This is a genomic window from Streptococcus oralis ATCC 35037 (assembly GCF_900637025.1).
Lineage (GTDB): Bacteria > Bacillota > Bacilli > Lactobacillales > Streptococcaceae > Streptococcus > Streptococcus oralis.
In genome coordinates this window covers 812,229-830,523 of the sequence record NZ_LR134336.1, presented here as the reverse complement: position 1 = coordinate 830,523, position 18,295 = coordinate 812,229, and the positions used below count along the sequence as shown (strand labels likewise).

General features: G+C 38.5%; 22 protein-coding genes. 5 read left to right on the top strand and 17 right to left on the bottom strand.

The annotated features are described in order from the left end of the window. Window positions 1-23: 23 nt before the first annotated feature. The 10 genes from lacA to EL140_RS04145 form a co-directional block, all read right to left on the bottom strand. On the bottom strand, window positions 24-449 hold the full coding sequence (gene lacA / locus EL140_RS04190) for a galactose-6-phosphate isomerase subunit LacA (protein WP_000029277.1): 426 nt from the start codon (window positions 447-449) through the stop codon (window positions 24-26). A 286-nt stretch (window positions 450-735) separates the two neighbouring features. Next, on the bottom strand, window positions 736-1,632 hold the full coding sequence (locus EL140_RS04185; protein WP_000234153.1) for an aldose 1-epimerase family protein: 897 nt from the start codon (window positions 1,630-1,632) through the stop codon (window positions 736-738). 107 nt (window positions 1,633-1,739) lie between these two features. Further along, window positions 1,740-3,215, bottom strand: a complete 1,476-nt coding sequence (locus EL140_RS04180; RefSeq protein ID WP_000382508.1) for a PTS galactitol transporter subunit IIC — start codon at window positions 3,213-3,215, stop codon at window positions 1,740-1,742. Between the two features lie 54 nt (window positions 3,216-3,269). After that, entirely contained in the window at window positions 3,270-3,575 is a 306-nt protein-coding gene (locus EL140_RS04175; protein WP_000590551.1) for a PTS sugar transporter subunit IIB, read from the bottom strand. 37 nt (window positions 3,576-3,612) lie between these two features. Further along, window positions 3,613-4,089: a PTS sugar transporter subunit IIA gene (locus tag EL140_RS04170; RefSeq protein ID WP_000521979.1), complete on the bottom strand. Its 477-nt coding sequence runs from the start codon at window positions 4,087-4,089 to the stop codon at window positions 3,613-3,615. A gap of 190 nt (window positions 4,090-4,279) precedes the next feature. After that, window positions 4,280-4,969, bottom strand: a complete 690-nt coding sequence (locus EL140_RS04165) for a sugar phosphate nucleotidyltransferase (protein WP_000643950.1) — start codon at window positions 4,967-4,969, stop codon at window positions 4,280-4,282. An 11-nt stretch (window positions 4,970-4,980) separates the two neighbouring features. Continuing rightward, a complete protein-coding gene (locus EL140_RS04160; RefSeq protein WP_000791842.1) occupies window positions 4,981-5,859 on the bottom strand; it encodes a DMT family transporter in 879 nt (292 codons plus the stop codon). Between the two features lies 1 nt (window position 5,860). Continuing rightward, window positions 5,861-6,718 carry a phosphotransferase family protein gene (locus EL140_RS04155; protein WP_000413085.1) on the bottom strand — a complete coding sequence of 286 codons (858 nt, stop codon included), beginning with the start codon at window positions 6,716-6,718 and terminating at the stop codon, window positions 5,861-5,863. A gap of 16 nt (window positions 6,719-6,734) precedes the next feature. Continuing rightward, on the bottom strand, window positions 6,735-7,757 hold the full coding sequence (locus tag EL140_RS04150) for a ribitol-5-phosphate dehydrogenase (protein WP_000609914.1): 1,023 nt from the start codon (window positions 7,755-7,757) through the stop codon (window positions 6,735-6,737). A 4-nt stretch (window positions 7,758-7,761) separates the two neighbouring features. After that, complete coding sequence (locus EL140_RS04145; RefSeq protein WP_000638514.1) at window positions 7,762-8,469, bottom strand: IspD/TarI family cytidylyltransferase; 708 nt, start codon at window positions 8,467-8,469, stop codon at window positions 7,762-7,764. Between the two features lie 439 nt (window positions 8,470-8,908). Between EL140_RS04145 and EL140_RS04140 the strand changes: the two genes are divergently transcribed. Beyond that, window positions 8,909-9,208, top strand: a complete 300-nt coding sequence (locus EL140_RS04140; RefSeq protein ID WP_000981519.1) for a YbaB/EbfC family nucleoid-associated protein — start codon at window positions 8,909-8,911, stop codon at window positions 9,206-9,208. A gap of 41 nt (window positions 9,209-9,249) precedes the next feature. Here the strand turns inward: EL140_RS04140 and EL140_RS04135 are convergent, their stop codons facing one another. The 7 genes from EL140_RS04135 to glmU all read right to left on the bottom strand — a co-directional run bounded on the left by EL140_RS04135 (window position 9,250) and on the right by glmU (window position 15,233). After that, the gene (locus EL140_RS04135; protein WP_000801703.1) at window positions 9,250-11,013 is read right to left on the bottom strand and encodes a glycerophosphoryl diester phosphodiesterase membrane domain-containing protein; all 1,764 of its coding nucleotides are present in this window, start codon (window positions 11,011-11,013) and stop codon (window positions 9,250-9,252) included. 8 nt (window positions 11,014-11,021) lie between these two features. After that, window positions 11,022-11,615 carry a 3'-5' exonuclease gene (locus EL140_RS04130; RefSeq protein WP_000413618.1) on the bottom strand — a complete coding sequence of 198 codons (594 nt, stop codon included), beginning with the start codon at window positions 11,613-11,615 and terminating at the stop codon, window positions 11,022-11,024. An 81-nt stretch (window positions 11,616-11,696) separates the two neighbouring features. Then, window positions 11,697-12,191 (bottom strand): chromosome segregation protein RocS, encoded by a 495-nt coding sequence (rocS, locus tag EL140_RS04125; protein ID WP_000021252.1) that lies wholly within the window; start codon window positions 12,189-12,191, stop codon window positions 11,697-11,699. Between the two features lie 76 nt (window positions 12,192-12,267). After that, window positions 12,268-12,960, bottom strand: coding sequence for a 5'-methylthioadenosine/adenosylhomocysteine nucleosidase (locus EL140_RS04120; protein ID WP_000689811.1), 693 nt, complete (start codon window positions 12,958-12,960; stop codon window positions 12,268-12,270). 15 nt (window positions 12,961-12,975) lie between these two features. Beyond that, a complete protein-coding gene (macP, locus tag EL140_RS04115; RefSeq protein WP_000517872.1) occupies window positions 12,976-13,287 on the bottom strand; it encodes a cell wall synthase accessory phosphoprotein MacP in 312 nt (103 codons plus the stop codon). A gap of 11 nt (window positions 13,288-13,298) precedes the next feature. After that, entirely contained in the window at window positions 13,299-13,844 is a 546-nt protein-coding gene (locus EL140_RS04110) for an NUDIX hydrolase (RefSeq protein WP_000393797.1), read from the bottom strand. Between the two features lie 9 nt (window positions 13,845-13,853). Further along, window positions 13,854-15,233: a bifunctional UDP-N-acetylglucosamine diphosphorylase/glucosamine-1-phosphate N-acetyltransferase GlmU gene (glmU, locus tag EL140_RS04105; RefSeq protein ID WP_000073763.1), complete on the bottom strand. Its 1,380-nt coding sequence runs from the start codon at window positions 15,231-15,233 to the stop codon at window positions 13,854-13,856. A 155-nt stretch (window positions 15,234-15,388) separates the two neighbouring features. Between glmU and EL140_RS04100 the strand changes: the two genes are divergently transcribed. The 4 genes from EL140_RS04100 (at window position 15,389) to EL140_RS04085 (ending at window position 18,243) form a co-directional block, all read left to right on the top strand. Continuing rightward, entirely contained in the window at window positions 15,389-16,189 is an 801-nt protein-coding gene (locus EL140_RS04100; protein ID WP_001227577.1) for a glycoside hydrolase family 25 protein, read from the top strand. Between the two features lie 106 nt (window positions 16,190-16,295). After that, the gene (locus tag EL140_RS04095) at window positions 16,296-17,138 is read left to right on the top strand and encodes a DUF368 domain-containing protein (protein WP_002875597.1); all 843 of its coding nucleotides are present in this window, start codon (window positions 16,296-16,298) and stop codon (window positions 17,136-17,138) included. Further along, a complete protein-coding gene (locus EL140_RS04090) occupies window positions 17,138-17,620 on the top strand; it encodes an aminoacyl-tRNA deacylase (protein ID WP_001085904.1) in 483 nt (160 codons plus the stop codon). The genes EL140_RS04095 and EL140_RS04090 overlap by 1 nt, the downstream gene beginning before the upstream one ends. Then, complete coding sequence (locus EL140_RS04085) at window positions 17,620-18,243, top strand: histidine phosphatase family protein (protein WP_000780822.1); 624 nt, start codon at window positions 17,620-17,622, stop codon at window positions 18,241-18,243. The genes EL140_RS04090 and EL140_RS04085 overlap by 1 nt, the downstream gene beginning before the upstream one ends. The last annotated feature ends 52 nt before the right edge of the window (window positions 18,244-18,295 follow it).

The following is an 18,295-nucleotide window of genomic DNA, read 5'->3' as shown; positions in this document are numbered from 1 at the left end:
TTACCTTTCTTACTGTAATCTAATTAGCACATTTTGTTCAACATATCAACACGAATTTGGTGACGGCCACCGTCGTATTTACCGTTAACAAATCCTTTAGCAATATTTTTAGCCAATTCATCACCAACAAGTTGTGCACCCATAGTGATCATACGTGAGTTGTTGTGGCCACGAGTCATATAAGCTGAACGTTCGTCAGATACTTCTGCAGCAACCATTCCTTTGATTTTAGTTGCAACCATGAATGGACCAGCTCCATAAGCATCAATCACGATACCAAGATTTTGTTCTTCTTTGTTTACTTCTGCAGCAACAGCAAGAGTCACATCAACAAAGTCTTGACCTTCAGCTGTAACATCCACAACGTGGAAGTTTTCTTTTTCCAAGAAGTCTTTCACAACTTCTTTCAATCTCAAACCTGCAGCATCTGCACCGATAACAATAGACATATTGTATACTCCTTTTTATTTTTCTAGGCTAGTAAAGACTTTTATAGTTAGCAGTTTACCTACAAAAGATTTTCTAGCAGTTTATTGACAAATTTGATTGAATGAGATGAATATCACCTTATCCAAGTCCAGGAAATCAAGTTCCTAGAAACAAACTTTCTCCTCGAAAGAGAATATAACAAGTGATTATTTGTTTGTTGCAAACATCATTTGTTGCTTACAAACATAATATACTCCTATTTTTATAAAAAGTCAACAGTAAATGTTTGTTTTTGTGGTTTTTTATCTAAAATATTTCAATATCAAAGCCAATTTGGTCTACTTGACCGGGTTCCAAGAGACAAACGTTTTTCTTATCTTCTAAATGATCTCCTTCTTCAAGAGATGTTGACAAGCCAGACCATGGTTCAAAAGCAATGAATGGTCCCTTATTCAAAGTTGACCAAATGACAAGATTTGAGAACTCTTGGAAGTGTACTTTTAATCCCTTCTCATGCTTACGAGAACGAAGGGCAATTGTTCTGGATTGCAACTCATCCAAAGTCACTGCATCTGTGCTAAACAAATCATAGCTAATGTCTAATTCTTTTTGCCCATCCAACCATGGACTTCTATCTTGGAAGTCTAACATGCCTGTTTCTGGGAAAGGACGTGGAACAGAGCAAGTCTCTTCTTTCTCAAACTCTAAATAGTAATCTTCATAAGTTTCGCCATCTAGCAGAGGACAATTAAAGCCTGGATGTCCACCAATAAAGTATGGCATGACCTTGCTGGTTTCTTTATTGAAAATCTTGTATTGAGTACGAACTGTCTTGCCAGTAACCTTATAAGTGATTTCAAGACGGAAATGATAAGGATAGTTTTGATAAGTATTCTCATCATCTTCGATAGCAAAGGTTACGCTGTTTTCTGTCTGTTCAACTAATTCAAATTCTTTTTTACGGACCAAACCGTGACGAGGAATGTTTCCTTTCGTCTCCGTTCCATCTTCGTGACTGTAGAAGGCTATATCTTCTCTTAAAGAGCCACAGATTGGGAAAAGTACTGGCGCTTGTCCACTCCAGTAAGTGGCATCTCCTTGCCACAGATACTCAATGCCTTCTCGATCCTTGATCGACGACAAGGCGCCACCTAAGGTTTTAAACTGGACCGTTAACTGGTCTGATTTGATTTCAATTACCATAATATTCTCCAACTATTTTTAGATCTTTATATAAAAAACTAGGTTGCCACTCCCAATGTAGGAAATTAACAACCTAGTTTTCACAATTTACATTTTATAGGAGCGAATTATTTAGCATTTGCTGCGTATTCTTCGTTACGTTTGATCATTTGTTTTCTATACCAAGCAAAGATACCTACATAGAATACAAGGAAGACTGCTGCACCAAGGATTGCTTTGATATCACCTGTTGTAGCATTACCGATTGCCCAACCAAATAGTTTTTCAATTGGTCCTTCAAGAGTTGAGTGAGTGATCAATTGAGTTTGGCTCACACCTTCTGGGAAGGCACCTACACCTTTAGCAAGTTCAGTTGCAAATGGAGCGATAAGAGTACCAGAAAGAAGGAAGAGAGGCAACAAGAGTGTTCCGAAGATAATCATACGGAGCAATTTACCACGTGTAACAACCAAGAGAGCTGGAGTCACACCCATAGCGATGATACCTGCAAGTGGCAAGATACCATTACCGACGTTTGAAAGAAGCACAGCTTCTACTAGCATGATTGGAGCAAGTACGTTAGCACAAGCCCAGATTTCAGCGCGACCAGCGATGAAAGGCCAGTCAAGACCGATGTTGAATTTACGTCCTTGAAGACGTTTAGTAGCAACGTTTGTAATACCTTGTGAGAGTGGTTCTACGGCTGCGATGAACCATGATCCGATAAGTGAGAAGAGTTCCAAAGCTACACCGGCAGTCAAACCAAGGCTCAACCAACCTTTAATAACAAGTTCCCATTTATCAGCTCCTTCTACTCCAGCAACTGGGTGTGGAGTCCCCATCAAACCAATAACAATACCAAGGATGAAACCGATAAAGAATTTAGATCCCCAGAAACCGATTTTTTTGTTCAATTTTGCAGCGTCAAAGTCATATTTATCGAGACCAGGCAATACTTTATCAAAGATTTTATCCAAGACCATGATAACTGGGTTCATCATGTAGTTCATGTGAGTTGAAGTCATTGGTGATGAACTTGGTGCATTAAGAAGGTCGTCGAAAGTTGGTTTCATCAAATCAGAGTTGATGATTTTCAAAATACCTACAAGGACAACTGCTGCAGTTGCGATGAAGAGTGAAACCCCTTGGCTAACTCCATTGTTGTCTGCGTACCATTTGATCAAAAGACCAGTGATTGACAAGTGCCAGATATCGAAGATATCGACGTCAAGTGTATCTGTTTTCTTCATTGCAAGCATCACAATGTTGACAATCAACATTACAAGCAAGAAGTAAAGTGTCCATGCAGATCCCCAAGTGATGGTTGCAAGTGGTGCCCAACCAACGTCAGTGATGTTCAATTGAATACCAGTATTTTCAACGAATTTTGCAAGTGATGCTGAGAAAGCTCCGTTGAGCATACCGATGATAGCACCGATACCAGTAAGGGCGATGGCAAGTTTGATACCACCTTCAAGCGCTTTGGAGAATTTCACTCCAAATAGTAAGGCCAATACTGTCAAGATGATCAGCATGATGATAGGACCACCCATTTCCAAGACTGGCTTGAAAATCTTATTGGCTAGTTCGATAATGACATCCATAATAGTTCCTCCCGTTTTTTTAGTTATATGAATGTTAACAAGATAAAGAATAAATTAGCTTAGTCCGTGTTCTTTGATAGCTGCTTCAATATTGTCAAATACTGGAGCGCTCATTGCTGGAATACGGAACAAGATTGGTCCAGCTTCAATTACTGGAATACCAGGTTCAAAACCAAGGTCAGTTGCAGCGATTGGTGTAAAGATATCGTAGCCCTTGATAAGGTCTTCGTTTACATCTTTCACCATGACGGCATCACAGTGAACATCATAACCACGGTTTGAAAGTTCTTCTTCTAGAGCACTTTTAATTTGGTGACTTGAGTTAACACCTGCACCGCAGGCAGCAAGAATTTTAATCATTTGGATTTCCTCCGATTTTATTTTTTAATAGACAAGATTAAGCGGTTGCTTCAGCAATGTAAGCATAAAGTTTTTCTGGTTCGGAAATTTTTGATAGATCTTCCAGATGTCCATTTCCAGTGAAAAAGTCCATCAACTGAGCCAGAATATTTGTTTGACTTGAACTTGAGTTGTTAATGATAAAGAAGAGTAGGGATACTTCTACTTCCTTATCAGGAGCAATCATATTGTGAAAAGTTACTGGTTTTTCTAATCGAACAACCACCACTTTCTCAGCTAGATTATGAACAATATCTGTATGAGGAATCGCCACATTTGGCAAGTCCTTTCCTAGAAATTCCATATCTAAACCAGTTGGAAATGACTTTTCACGCGTGATCAAGGCTTCACGATAAGTTGGAGTGACAATTTCTCGTTCTTCCAACAAGCTTGCTACCTGATCAAAGAGTTGTTCTTGATTATCCGCTTCTAAGCAAAACACCAGGTTTTTGTCAAAGAAATGATCTAATCCCATAACATTTTCCCTTCTTTCAATTATCTTTTATGTAATAAGTATAACACTATATGAAATCGTTGTCAATAATTTTTGTTTTATTTTGTTCATTTTTTTGTAATTTTTGTTTCATTTAAAGAATACAATCAATATCAAACATTCTTGTTATAAAATACACAAAAGAAGAAGGCCCAAGCCTTCTTCTCTTTCCTTACTCAATAGTAGATAAAATCTCTTCTAACTTATGGTAGTCCTTTACACTATCAATTTCATAGATGCTATTTCCTTCTAATTCTTCGACATAGACATCTAATTCTTTGATATTATCCTTAACCATGTTGTCCCAGTAGAGATCAACAAATTCACCACTTTCGTAAGCTTTGTCAATAAAGCCAACAATCTTCTCAGCAGTTGGTGCATCCCAGAATGAAACTCCGCTCAGAATGCGACCAGCCTTGCTATCAACTATAATATCTTGAACCTTGTAGTCATCACCGTAAACCAAGAACCACTCGTTGGTACAGTCTTCGCGATAAACACTGAAATAGGTAGAACGTTTAAGATCGTTTCGAAACATATTTTTGAAAAGATAGTTATCTGCATCGATGACGTAGCTGTTAGCCAAATCTTCTTTTACTAGATAAAGTGAGTAAAAGTTATTGTAATCAGCATACTTGTCGTTAAAGACTAAACGAACACCATATTTTTCTTTTAGGTAGTCAAATTGTTCCTTGAGGTAACCGACAACGATGATAATCTCATCAATTCCTCTCTCTTTCAAAAACTCGATTTGGTATTCTACCAAGGGTTTTTGATTAACCTTAACCAAAGCTTTTGGGGTATTTTCAGTCATAGGGCGTAGACGAGTTCCTAAGCCCGCTGCTAAAATAATCGCTTTCACACGAATCTCCTTTATTCTTTAATAATAATATAAACACCAGCCATAACAATAAGTGAAGTGATGATTGTCAGCATATCTAGCGGTGCACCCAAGAAAATAACTGCAAATAAGACAGTCCAAACTACATAGCTCACATTCAAACCTGTCGCTTTCGCAGGTTGTAAGCGATTAATGGCGATATAATAAGCTAAGTAGGAAATCATATCAAAGGCCGCAAATACAATCAAGAGGCCGAATAATTGCCCATCTGCCACTTCTGCAAATGAATGGTGAGAAAAGAGCACAATCACTAGATAGGACAAGAATGAGGTTACTTGTCGGATTAACAAGGCTTCAATTTCACTTAAATCACTTTCCATAGCATAGGAGCTGAGAACACTTTCACTCCCCCAGGCAATGGCACAGATAAGGGCACAAAGAATCCCAATGTAAAACGAGTTTACTTGTTCAACCTTGTAGGTTTGAGCAATGATCGCTGCAATAATCAAGAAAACACCGAATACTGTATTCTTTGAAACCTTGTGTTTCAAAATGAAGAAGGCTAGTAAAACTGAAACTGCTGGGTAAATAGCCGATACAGATGAAGCTAGAGAACTACCGATATATTTAACCGCATAAAGATTGGCCTGCATACCAATAGGTCCTGCTAGTAAAGCACCGATAATTACACTCACATTTCGAATATTTAAGAAAATCGAGAGACGAACTTTTCTTTCTTTTACCAAAAGAAAAGCTAACAAGATAAAGATACTCAAGAAATCATGAGCAGCAGCCACCACAAAAGGTGAAAGATTTGTAAAAATTGAAAAGATATAAGCACTAATTGTTAGACCTAATCCCCAGAAGATACCAGAGAGCAGACCAAAGGAAACACCATTTTTATTCTTCATCCTAACCTCCATAATAAGTCAAACCTTCGACAGCTCTTTGGTAACGATTGACACCGTAATCTCCAAAATCAGCCCCTTGAGCTTCTTTGTACACTGTCCACAAACTCCAGATAGTATCTTGCAAGATTTTATAGATACGAATCTTCTCACGTGATACAGGCGTTTTGTCACTTTCATAGTAGGAAAGGAAATCATCTTCCTCTTGCTTTGTAAATTCAGACTCTAAGAAAAGAGCTGCCAAATCCCACATCGGGTCATTCATAGAAGAGTATTCCCAGTCAATCAAATACAAACGACCTTGTGGTGACTCGATAAAGTTTTCTGGTACCAAATCGATGTGACAGGACTTTCTATCAACACCCAAATCAGCCAATCTCTTTTCTAGTGAAAATACATCTTTTCTTACAGCTTCATAGTTTTCATAAGGGATAGGTCCCTCAATCAAGGATTCATATTTGCTGATTTCCTCAAAAGGAGCAAATTCTCCTCTTAATTCTTTCCCTGAAGCATGGATGGTTTGTAAAATTGGTGCAATCTTTTCAAACTTGGATTTGATAGATGTTGAATCAAGAGTTACTGCTGATTCGATGTATTCATTTACTTTAATCCCTGACTCAATATCAAAGAGGTAATTTTTGACATCTAAATCTAAATCCTCTAAAAGTTCAAGATTGTACTTTTCATTTTGACGATTGATGAGTTTTTCAGTCCCTTTACCAAAAAATTTCACAATATACTGTTTGTTGGTTGTTTTAACCAAATAGTTTTGGTTGGTCATGCCTCCCAACTGTTCAACACTGAGTACTTCCTCTTCATCAGATAGTAAAGAAGAAATTTTTTCTTTGATGAGTTTCTCCACAATTAACCTCCATCTTCTACACTTCCCACTTAAATACTGTTTTAAAAGCAGTATTAAGGTCTGTAGCAAAGACACGGTGAATGTCCTTGATTTCTCTCACAGGCTCTTCAATATAAAGGATATTCTTCAGACGATTTGCAAACTTTTTGACTTCCATCATTTGAATAGCCTTCTCAAAATCGACGCGTCCTGAACGAGATGAGCCTACTAATAACAATCCTTTTTCCAAAGCATCTCGTGTATTGATATTAACCTTGTATTCGCTCACTCCCATCATGAGAATCGTTCCCTGTGGACGAATATAGCGAATCAAGTCATTGATAGCTGGACCTGTGCCATCACCACCGCAACACTCAAATCCATGATCAAAGGTCAAATCCTCTGGGATATTATCAGTAATGTAGCACTCTTTTGCAAAAGAGAAGAGCTCCAGTTTTTCCCAATGGCGACCAATCACGATAATCTCTGCTTCCGGTAGAGTGTAATTGATAATATTCGCAACCACAAAGGCCAAACTACCATCTCCAATAACAGCGATGCGCTCTCGCTTGCTATGAGCAAGATGCAGGAATCGATCCACAGCATGCATACCAACACTTACAAACTCTGTAATGGCTGCAACTGTGTCCTCAATGTCATTATAAGAAACGACTCGGTCTTTTGGAAGAGAGACAAATTCTCGCATAAAACCATCGTGACCACTAGATAGGAAGTAGGTTCCTGTCATGTAGTTCTCGTAGAATTCCTTGTCACTCTGCATAGGCGGTTGATTGGGAATCATAACTACCTTTTGACCGACTTCATAAGTCCCAGTTGGATCGGAAATAACAGTTCCACAAGACTCGTGAATCATGGCCATTGGGAGCTTTTTAGCCAATATCTTTGGATCGCGTTTCCCTTGATAGTAACGTTGATCCGCATGACAAACCGCCATATAATTTGGACGAATAAGGATATGATTCTTCTGATCAATGTCTTCTTCTTGATATTTTACATTGATAAACTTTGGTTTGGTCAGTTGATAAATTTGATTAATCATAGCCTTAGTCTTTCTCAATCATGCTTTTCGCGATTTTCAAGTCTGTTACTGTTGTGATTTTAAGGTTTGAATACTCCCCTTTAGCTAGGGCAACATCCTTCCCTTTGATAACAAAAATCTTACATGCATCCGTCAGGATTTCCTTTTCTTGATCAGATAGGGAACCATACAAATCCATGAAATCTTTGCAGCGGAAAGTCTGAGGCGTTTGACCTTGATAGAGGTGAGCACGATTTGGAATATCCGTGATAAATTGACCATTAGTACTTTCAACAATGGTATCAACTGCTTCTACTACTGTGTCAACTGCATCATGATTTTGAGCCAGTTTGATATTGTCCTGAATCATGCGAAGTGTGATAAAAGGACGAACAGAGTCATGCGTAATCACGATATCTTCTGGAGTGATTGGACGGTAGGCATCAATAGCTTCTATAATCTTCTCGATACTGGTATTGCGATCAGCACCACCCTTTGTAATGATGATGCGATCCTTGTGAAGAGAAAGATACTTGTCAACCAAGTCCTCAGCATGAGATACCCAATCTCCATGAACTCCAACTACAATTTTTTCAATACTTGGTTCCAAAACAAATTTTTCAATTGTGTGGATCAAAATAGGACGATCACCCAACTCCAAGAATTGTTTTGGTAAATTACTGATTCCCATGCGTGTGCCAGTTCCTCCGGCTAGGATTCCTGCATAGATCATTTATATTCTCCTTTAGTTTATTCTAAAAAACTCATTATCATCTATTATATCACAATCTGCCTCCATCATGAAGAAAAGACAGTGAATCATTTAGTATAATCAACACATCATTTAAGGTAAAAAGTGAACAATGTGTTACTAAATCCAGAAAGACCATAACAAATTAAGAAATAAAAATAGGTTATCCTCTATATTATCCGTCCAACGTTCGGTTAATATAGAGTTCTTTAGAATATAATAGAAACCTTAAAGAAAGCTTAAATGAAATTATTTGTTTAGCAAAGAATACTAGGTGTGCATAGTAAATTTCTTAAAAGTTGTTTGAGAGACTCATTATAAAAGGTCATATATCTCATGAATTAAACAAATAATAGACTTTTGCCCCTAAAATTGATAAAATAAATAGAAAAATAATAGAAAAAGGAAACTGTAAACCGCCATGATGAACATGCAAAACATGATGCGCCAAGCACAAAAACTTCAAAAACAAATGGAACAAAGCCAAGCAGAACTCGCTGCCATGGAATTTGTTGGAAAATCAGCCCAGAACCTTGTCCAAGCAACTTTGACTGGAGACAAAAAAGTTGTCAGCATTGACTTTAACCCAGCAGTTGTAGATCCAGAAGATCTCGAAACACTTTCTGACATGACTGTTCAAGCGATTAACGCTGCTCTTGAGCAAATTGATGAAACGACTAAGAAGAAACTCGGTGCTTTCGCTGGAAAATTGCCTTTCTAATCCACAAAAAAAGAGAAACATCTGTTTCTCTTTTTTTTTTCTTAGAAATCAAAGAATTCCATTGCTTTCTTTAAGAGTAATTCCGTATATTCCGGATCGTCTTGAGCCATTGTGACTTGTGACTGGACCATTTCAAGATCATCAGTAATCATGCCATCTGCACCGAGACGAACTGCTTTATCAAATGCCTCCGAACCATTTACGGTCCAAACATAGAGTCTCTGATCAGTTGTCCAGAGTTTATTGACAAAGTATTCGTCCAAAGTTGAGTACTCCATAGTGTAACCAGTTGCCTTGGTTCTTGGGAAGATACTGTTATAGGGAAGAATAAAGTAAACTGGAATTTCAGAATCATAAGTCAACACTTTATCAATCACATGGTAGTCTAGCGATTGCATCTGGTGTCCATATTTCTTGATAGTCGCTCCGTACTTTTCGAGGAAATGGTCCATCATTTGCGGACTATCTTTTTTACTGGTCTTAATCTCAATCAGCAATTTTTGGTTTAAAGCATTTGCACGCTCTAAATAGGCATCAAAGCTTGAAATCTTTGTTTGATAACCATTCTCGTAAATATCTGTATTTGTTAATTCATCCAGAGTCAAATCTTGCGGTGTAGCATTAATACCTGTTAAATTTTTGAGGTTAGCATCGTGCATCATCACGAACTGACCGTCTTTCGTTTCCTGCACATCCATTTCGATGAGATCTGGTTTTAGTTGAGCTGTTTTTTCTAAAGACTGCACAGTATTTTGAACACCGTTTTTATTACTTACTCCTCTGTGCGAAATCACTAAAGGTGTATTGGTATCTGGAGTTTCCAGATAAACGTAGCCTTCTATGGCAAAGATGATGCTTGCACACCCCATGACACCCCATCTCATCAGATGATCTTTCTTTCGCCTTGGCATAATCTCTAGTTCTTCTCCTGTCAGGAAGGAAACAAACTTCACTAGGAAATAAGTCAGGGTCATGTAATGGAAATTTTTAATCAAGACAAAATTAATCACACCGAGAATCAAGGATTCTTTTTGAGTTAAATTATCCATCACTGCTTGCGCAAAAAGCAAGGGAATTAACAAACCAAAGAAGAAGAGATAGGTTTTAATAATAATGAGTAAGAGATGCCAAGAGAAGAAAAGGACATTTTTCTTTGTCTTTTGGAGACTATATTTCACACTTTCTCTTACTGTCTTTCTTTCAAAGAGAATCTTAGGCAGGGCAAACATAAATCGGACAGAGATGTAGAGAAAGATCCAAGCGGATGCTATGATCATCAGACCTACCAGCCAATGCTTACCTTCCCAATAATTCACAATAAAATCAGGGATAATAATCTTGTTGAGGTAGTAGATTTTTAAAATCTTACGGATGAACGGGAAAAGCAAAGCAATGTAAAAAAAGACAAAGGCCATCTTACAAAAGCTCAATCGCTTAACGAATAGAAAGCTCTGGTGAAATACTTTTCTACTGTACTCAATTAAAGTTCTCTTTTCATGATAGAGAAGGTGACGAGCCCCTATAAACAAAAGACAAATCTGGAAATAGGCAACCAGGAGATTGATTGCAATTAAGATGAGAAAGGCTAAACTGATAAAAGGCGAGCCTTGTATAATCGCCCAAAAGTTATTGTAGGAGATAAACAAATAACCGGTTTGTCTCAGAAGGATGCCAGCAATCCATGAATTTAATGGTAGCCAGACAAACTCAACCATCATAAATATCAAGAAAAATAGAAATAAAATCTTATCTAGGTTATAGTATATCTTCCTAAAACCTAGCTTTTTAGGTTTTTCAGGTTTCATAAGCACTCCTAGTCTATAAATTGGGATAAATCTAAGCCACCAAAAGGATTATTCATAGAAAAACTACTCTGGTCTTCTATTAATAGCTTTCCTTCATCTGATTCCAAAAAAGCTTCGTAAACACGCGCCGTCATGCGGGCATCCTCTAAACTGTTATGAGACTTCCCGTGAAAGCCTAAAAAATTCGCTACAGTTTGTAATTTAAGATTGGCTATGCCGTGTAAATCAGAACTACGGCGTTCAAAAGCCTCATCATATAGGTCGACCTTATACTGGTCACGATAATCAATGCCATGCTCCAAGAGAATAGGCAAATCACTCTTAGCTGCATTGTAACCAACAATAGGTAAGTCGCCAACAAATGCTTGAAAGTCCTTTAAAACTTGTTCTACTTTTGGCGCATCTTTCAAGGTTTCAGCTGTGATTCCAGTCAAACCATTGATAAAACTCTTCAATGGTACTGTAGTATGGACATAAGAATCAAAAGCTGCACTTTCTTTACCATCTTGAAAACGGACAGCTGACACTTGAATTAAATGGGTAAGCCCATCGTGTTGATTAAACTCTAAATCAAAGGCAATATAATCTCTTAATTTTTCCATCTTTTACCTCAATTTCGACTCGATTTTCACTATAAATAATAAAAGAAGCCATTAGGTTAGTGAATAACCCAAACAGCTTCTTTATTTTCCTCCAAACAGGCGAGCAAAAAAGCCTTTTTTAGTTGCTTGGACTTCTTCTTTTGCTTGGTCTAACTCTAGTTTCAAGGTTTCTTGATCCTTCATGGCTTGAAGAGTTAACTGTTGCTGTTGATCCAACTGTTTGTCCTTCTCTGCAATTTGACGGTCTTTGATGCGCATCTGCTCATCTTTTTCTGATAACTGGCGGTCTTTTGCCTTGAGCTGCTCGTACAAGCGAAGAATTTCAGCGTTTTTCTCATCGACCAAGATTTCCATCAGTTCACGTTGTTTGACATCATCACTGACTGGTTCATCTTCAAAAATCGTTTTTTTGTAGATTTCTTCTAGCTTGATCAAGCCACTTCGAGTAACTACAGTTACACCTTTGTCATTTTTTTTCGTGTCCTCTTCTGGAAGTTCTTTGACACGATTATTGATTGCTTGACGAGATAGACCTAAGACCTCTGCAATCTCACTGACGGTCATTTCAATACTCATAATATCCTCTAAAACGTTTTCTAGCTTTTCTTTATTTAAATCTTATCATAAGCTAGATAAACTGTCAAATTTCCGCTTAATCCAAAGCCTTTAAAAAGGCTAGTAAGACTTGGGCAGAACGACGTCCAGCTTCAATGATAAACTCATCGAATGAGATAGAGGCCTCGTGATTGGCATTGTCACTCATGGCACGAATGACTAGAAACGGTAAATTAAGAGACTGAGCCGCTTGAGCAATGGCTGCACCCTCCATCTCAACAGCTAGAACATCTGGGAAGTGGGATTTGATACTAGCAATCTTATCATCTCCAGCTATAAAACTGTCCCCTGTAGCAATCAAGCCTAGGTGCCAGGTCTGTTCTAACTGAGATAAGTTTTCTTTAATCCTAGCAATAAACTTCTTATCAGATTCAAAGTAAAGAGGCTGACCAGCCATCTGACCAAAAGCGTAGCCAAAAGCAGTCACATCCACATCATGATAAGCCAACTTATCCGCAATCACTACATCTCCAACAGCAATCCCTTCAGCAAGAGCACCTGCTGATCCTGTATTGATGATAGCTTCTACCTGAAAATGGTCAGCTAACACTGCTACACTCATAGCCGACATGACCTTTCCAATCCCACTCTGAACTAGAACGACTTCTGTGTTGCCAACAGAGCCAGTGTAGTAAGTATTTCCTAAGACTTGGACTTCTTTAGGTTTTTCCAAATTCTGAGTCAAATATACGAGTTCTTCTGGCATGGCAGCAATGATTCCAATTTTCATTTCAAGTCCTTTCAATTACAAGAGTTTCATCGCTAAAATTAACAAAATCAAAAGTAGGATGACTGCAAACAAGATACGATTGAGTTTCGAATTAAAAACATTTCTCTTGGTATTCTCAATGCGGCGACTCTTATGAATCGTTGGCTCTACTTCGATTGTTAAGGTATCTTGACTAAAACCGTGGTCTCTAGAACGTGAATAACCAAAATGTTGTGAAGACGTTGGTAGGATCTTTGTTTCCTCATCATCTTGAAGAGGTGGTCCTGATATTTTCTCACCACGGTTGGCACGTTCAATCATTTCGTCTGTTAATAAAGGTTTTCCCATGGGTTGCTCCTCTATTTCTTTTGTAGTTCCCAGTACTGGATCGCCATAATGGTCTTGGCATCACAGATATGACCTGACTGGATCAGGTTCTTGGCTTCCTCTAGGCTTACTTCTAAAACTTCCAAAGTTTCATCATCATCTTGTGGGCGAGGATTTTCCACCTTGACCAAATCACTAGCGAGGTAGAGTTTTAGTTTTTCATTACAAAATCCAATCGCAGAATAGAAATCGTACAACAGTTCTAACTTACCAGTGTAGGCAACCTCTTCTTCCAATTCACGAAGGGCCGCCGCCATTGGATCAGCATTTTCACCAAGTTCTAGTTTACCAGCAGGAATCTCATAAGAAACCGCCTCAATAGCTTTTCGGTATTGCTTAACGAGAACGATTTTGTCCTCGGCTGTCACAGCTAATACACAAACAGCTCCATTGTGAAAAATCAAGTCACGTTGGGCAGTACCCTTTCCTTCTGGTAGTTCCACCTGGTCTTGTACTAGTTTGAAAATAGGACCTTGATAGATTTCCTTCCGACTAATCGTTTTTTCTTCAAATTCCATGACAGACTCCTACTGGTTCTTTGGATGATGAGGGAGGCGAGTCGCGTATTCATCTTTGTTGACCTGACGTCCACGGCCGATAGCAATGGCATCAGCAGGAACATTCTTGGTAATGGTTGAACCCGCTCCAACCAGAGAATTATCCCCAAGTTCTACAGGAGCAATAATAGTTGAGTTTGAGCCAACAAAGACATTATTGCCAATGACAGTTTTGTATTTATTTTTGCCATCGTAGTTAACTGTAATAGTTCCTGCACCAAAATTAACGTTGCTACCCACTTCACAGTTTCCAATATAAGTCAAATGACCCGCCTTGGTATTTTCACCGATTGAAGATCCTTTTACTTCAACAAAATTTCCAATGTGAACTTGAGCAGCCAGACTTGAACCTGGACGGATATGGGCATAAGGACCAACAGTCACTCCGTCTGCTACCAAGCTTTCCTCAACCATAGAGTTGGTAATCACAGCTCCAGATCCAACGGTGCTATCTACAATACAAGTTCCATTTGTCAAAACAGTCTCAGCACCAATCTTCGTTTGACCTTTCAAGGTAACGTTGGCTTCGATTTGAACCTCAGGAGCAATCTCAACATCAACGTCGATGTAAGTTGCTTCAGGATTGACAAAGCTGACACCGTTAACCATGTGCTTTTGATTAATACGGCGGCGCATCACTGCTTCTGCAGTCGCAAGAGCTACACGGTCATTTACCCCAAGACTTTCATCAAAATCCTTGAGAGTATAGGCACCAACCTTTTCACCCGCATTACGGAAAATACCAATCACGTCAGTAATATAGTACTCACCTTGGGCATTGTTGGTGTTGATGTTTTTAAGGGCTTCAAAAAGACGTTCATTGTCAAATACATAAGTTCCAGTATTGATTTCCTTAATTTGCTTTTCAAAGTCTGTAGCATCTTTCTGCTCCACAATGCGAAGAACTTCAGCATTATCATTGCGGACGATACGACCATATCCAAAAGGATCAGCTGCTTCAGCTGTTAAAATCGTCGCCACATTTTTATGATTGATATGGAAATCCAAGAGGTTTTTCAAGCTTTCACCTGTAATCAGAGGAGTATCACCAGCAATAACCAAGGTGTGGCCAGTACGATTTTGGAGAATAGGCTCTGCCATCATGACAGCATGCCCAGTTCCTAGTTGTTCTGTTTGGGTAACAAAGTCTGTCTGACCAGCTAATACTTGCTCAACTAGCTCAGCCTTGTGACCAACTACAGTAACTGTTTTTTCAGGTTGAATAGCACCAACACTACGAAAAACATGTTCCAACATCGAAATTCCTGCTACTTTGTGAAGTACCTTTGGAAGATCTGATTTCATGCGAGTACCTTTACCCGCTGCTAAAATAATGGCATAATTTGACATAATCTTCTCTTTTCTCTAGAAATTCCCTTATATTATACCATAATTTAGTTTCTTAGGAGTAAACAAACAGAGAAATAGGGAAAAGACGCCCATATATTCACTTTTTCCGATGTTTTCTTTGATTTTTTTATCTATTTACGTTAAACTATTTAAATATGAGAAAAAAGATTCATCCAGCTATTATTTTTACTTTATTTACTATATTTATAGCTATTTTGACCCTCAATAGACCAACTTATGAAGACCATCCTATCAAGTCAAAACCCAATGCAGTCCAGGTTGAAAATCAGGCCTTGCATAATCTTGACAAACCTATTATTGATGTCTCTGGTTGGCAAAGACCTGAGGAAATCAACTACGATACCTTGTCTCAAAATATTTCAGGTGTTATTGTTCGCGTCCACAATGGGGCTCAACATACTGAAAAAAATGATGCGGCTTATGCCAATGGTATTGATAAAGCCTATAAAAGTCATATTACAGAATTTCAAAAGCGTAATGTCCCAGTTGGAGTCTATGCCTATCTAGCTAGCCCCAGCAAGGAAGAAATGGAAAAAGCCGCTGAAGTTTTCTATAATGCTGCTTCTCCTTACAACCCTAGTTACTATTGGTTGGACGTGGAAGAGAAAACAATGTCTGATATGAATGAAGGGGTTGAAGCCTTTCGTGCCAAACTGGAATCTTTAGGTGCTAAAAACATCGGCATCTATATTGGAGTTTACTTCATGCAAGAACACAGTATCAATACAGATAAGTTTACTGCTATTTGGATTCCTTCCTACGGGACAGACTCTGGTTACTTTGAAACAACACCCAATACCAGTTTAGACTATGACCTCCATCAGTATACTTCAAAAGGAAGAATCGCTGGATTTGAACACCATTTAGATATTAATCTCATTTCTACCTTGAAGGAAAAAGAAGAAACCTTCAGAAAACTATTTTTAAGACCATAAGACAAGTGAAAATCGCTCTCTTTTTCACTTGTTTTTTCATTTTCTTCTCGTCTGTGTTATAATTGATAGAATAGAGAAAGAATTTTATGAAATTGAGGATTTTATGATGTTTTCATGGATTGCAAGAGTTATTAAAGGAATCGTCATCGCCTTAGGATTTATCCTACCAGGAATTTCAGGTGGTGTTTTAGCAGCTATTTTGGGGATTTATGAGCGAATGATTAGCTTTCTGGCTCATCCCTTTAAGGATTTTAAAGAGAATGTCCTATACTTTATCCCAGTAGCAATCGGGATGTTGCTAGGCATTGGTTTGTTTTCTTATCCAATCGAGTATCTGCTAGAAAATTATCAAGTCTATGTTTTGTGGAGCTTTGCTGGAGCTATCATCGGTACAGTTCCAAGTCTCCTTAAAGAATCTACTCGAGAATCTGATCGTGACAAGATTGACCTAGTCTGGTTCTGGACTACCTTTATCCTTTCAGGCCTAGGGCTCTACGCGCTAAACTTTGTTGTTGGTTCTCTCAGTGCTAGTTTCGCTAGTTTTATCTTAGCGGGTGCTCTTTTAGCTCTAGGTGTCTTGGTGCCTGGTTTAAGTCCGTCAAATCTACTCTTGATTTTAGGGCTGTACGCTCCAATGCTAACTGGTTTTAAGACCTTTGATTTATTCGGTACTTTCCTTCCTATCGGAATTGGTGCAGGTGCAACACTCATCATTTTTTCAAAATTAATGGACCATGCCTTGAACAACTACCACTCCCGTGTTTATCACTTTATTATTGGAATTGTGCTATCAAGCACCTTCTTGATTTTGATTCCAAATGCTGGAAGTGCTGAAAGTATCCAATACACTGGACTTTCTATTGTGAGTTATGTTCTCATCGCCTTCTTCTTTGCACTTGGCATTTGGCTTGGTATCTGGATGAGTCAATTGGAGGATAAGTATAAATAATGGCAAAAAAAGTGAAGATTAAGAAAACCTTGGTCGAACAAATCTTGACCAAGGCGGGTATTGACCATTCTGGTATTCAAATCAATGCGCTTGAGGGTGAACTTCCTTCGGAATATGATCGAACTCATATCTTTAAAACCTTGGCTCTATTAGGAGACAAAACGGGACCAATCATCGGAATCGTTCCCATAACAGAACACCTCGCTGAGAAAAAACTAGCAAAGGTTTCTGGTAATAAAAAAGTCAGCATGATTCCACAAAAAGACCTAGAAAAAACGACAGGCTATATTCATGGGGCTAATAACCCCGTCGGCATTCGCCAAAAACACAATTATCCTATTTTTATTGATCAGACTGCTTTGGATTTAGACCAAATGATTGTCTCTGCTGGAGAAGTCGGGCACAGTATCATTATTCGACCTCGAGACTTAGCCAACTTTGTAAAAGCAGATTTTGCTGATCTCTTGGAGGAAAACAACTGATGAAACTCTATTTTGTCCGCCATGGTCGGACTGTCTGGAATCTTGAAGGACGTTTTCAAGGTGCTAGCGGTGACTCTCCCCTTCTTCCAGAGTCCATTGACACACTAAAACAACTGGGTCAACATCTCAAGGAAATTCATTTTGATACGATTTATTCTAGTGACTTACCCAGAGCAGTTAAGTCTGCTGAAATTATCCAAAGTCAACTCCAATCCCCTTGTCCTTTGAAGAGCATTCCTGACCTACGTGAATGGCAACTTGGCAAACTAGAGGGATTAAAAATTGCTACGCTCAATGCCATCTACCCTCAACAAATCAAGGCCTTTCGCTCTAATCTGGCTCAGTTTGATACGAGGATGTTTGAAGCCGAATCTCTCTACTCTACGACTCAGCGAACCATTCAGTTTATCAAATCTCTGAAAGAAAGTCCGGCTGAAAACATTCTGATCGTTGGTCATGGGGCAAATCTCACTGCTAGCCTGCGTACACTCTTAGGCTATAAAGAGGCTCACCTTCGCAAAGATGGAGGCTTGGCAAATGCTAGTCTGACAGTTTTAGAGACCAATGATTTTGAATCCTTCACTCTGGAAAGATGGAATGACACTTCCTATCAAGAAAAATAATCGAACTTGATCTTAATAGTCAAGTTCTTTTTAGTTTTCAAAGAATATCCGT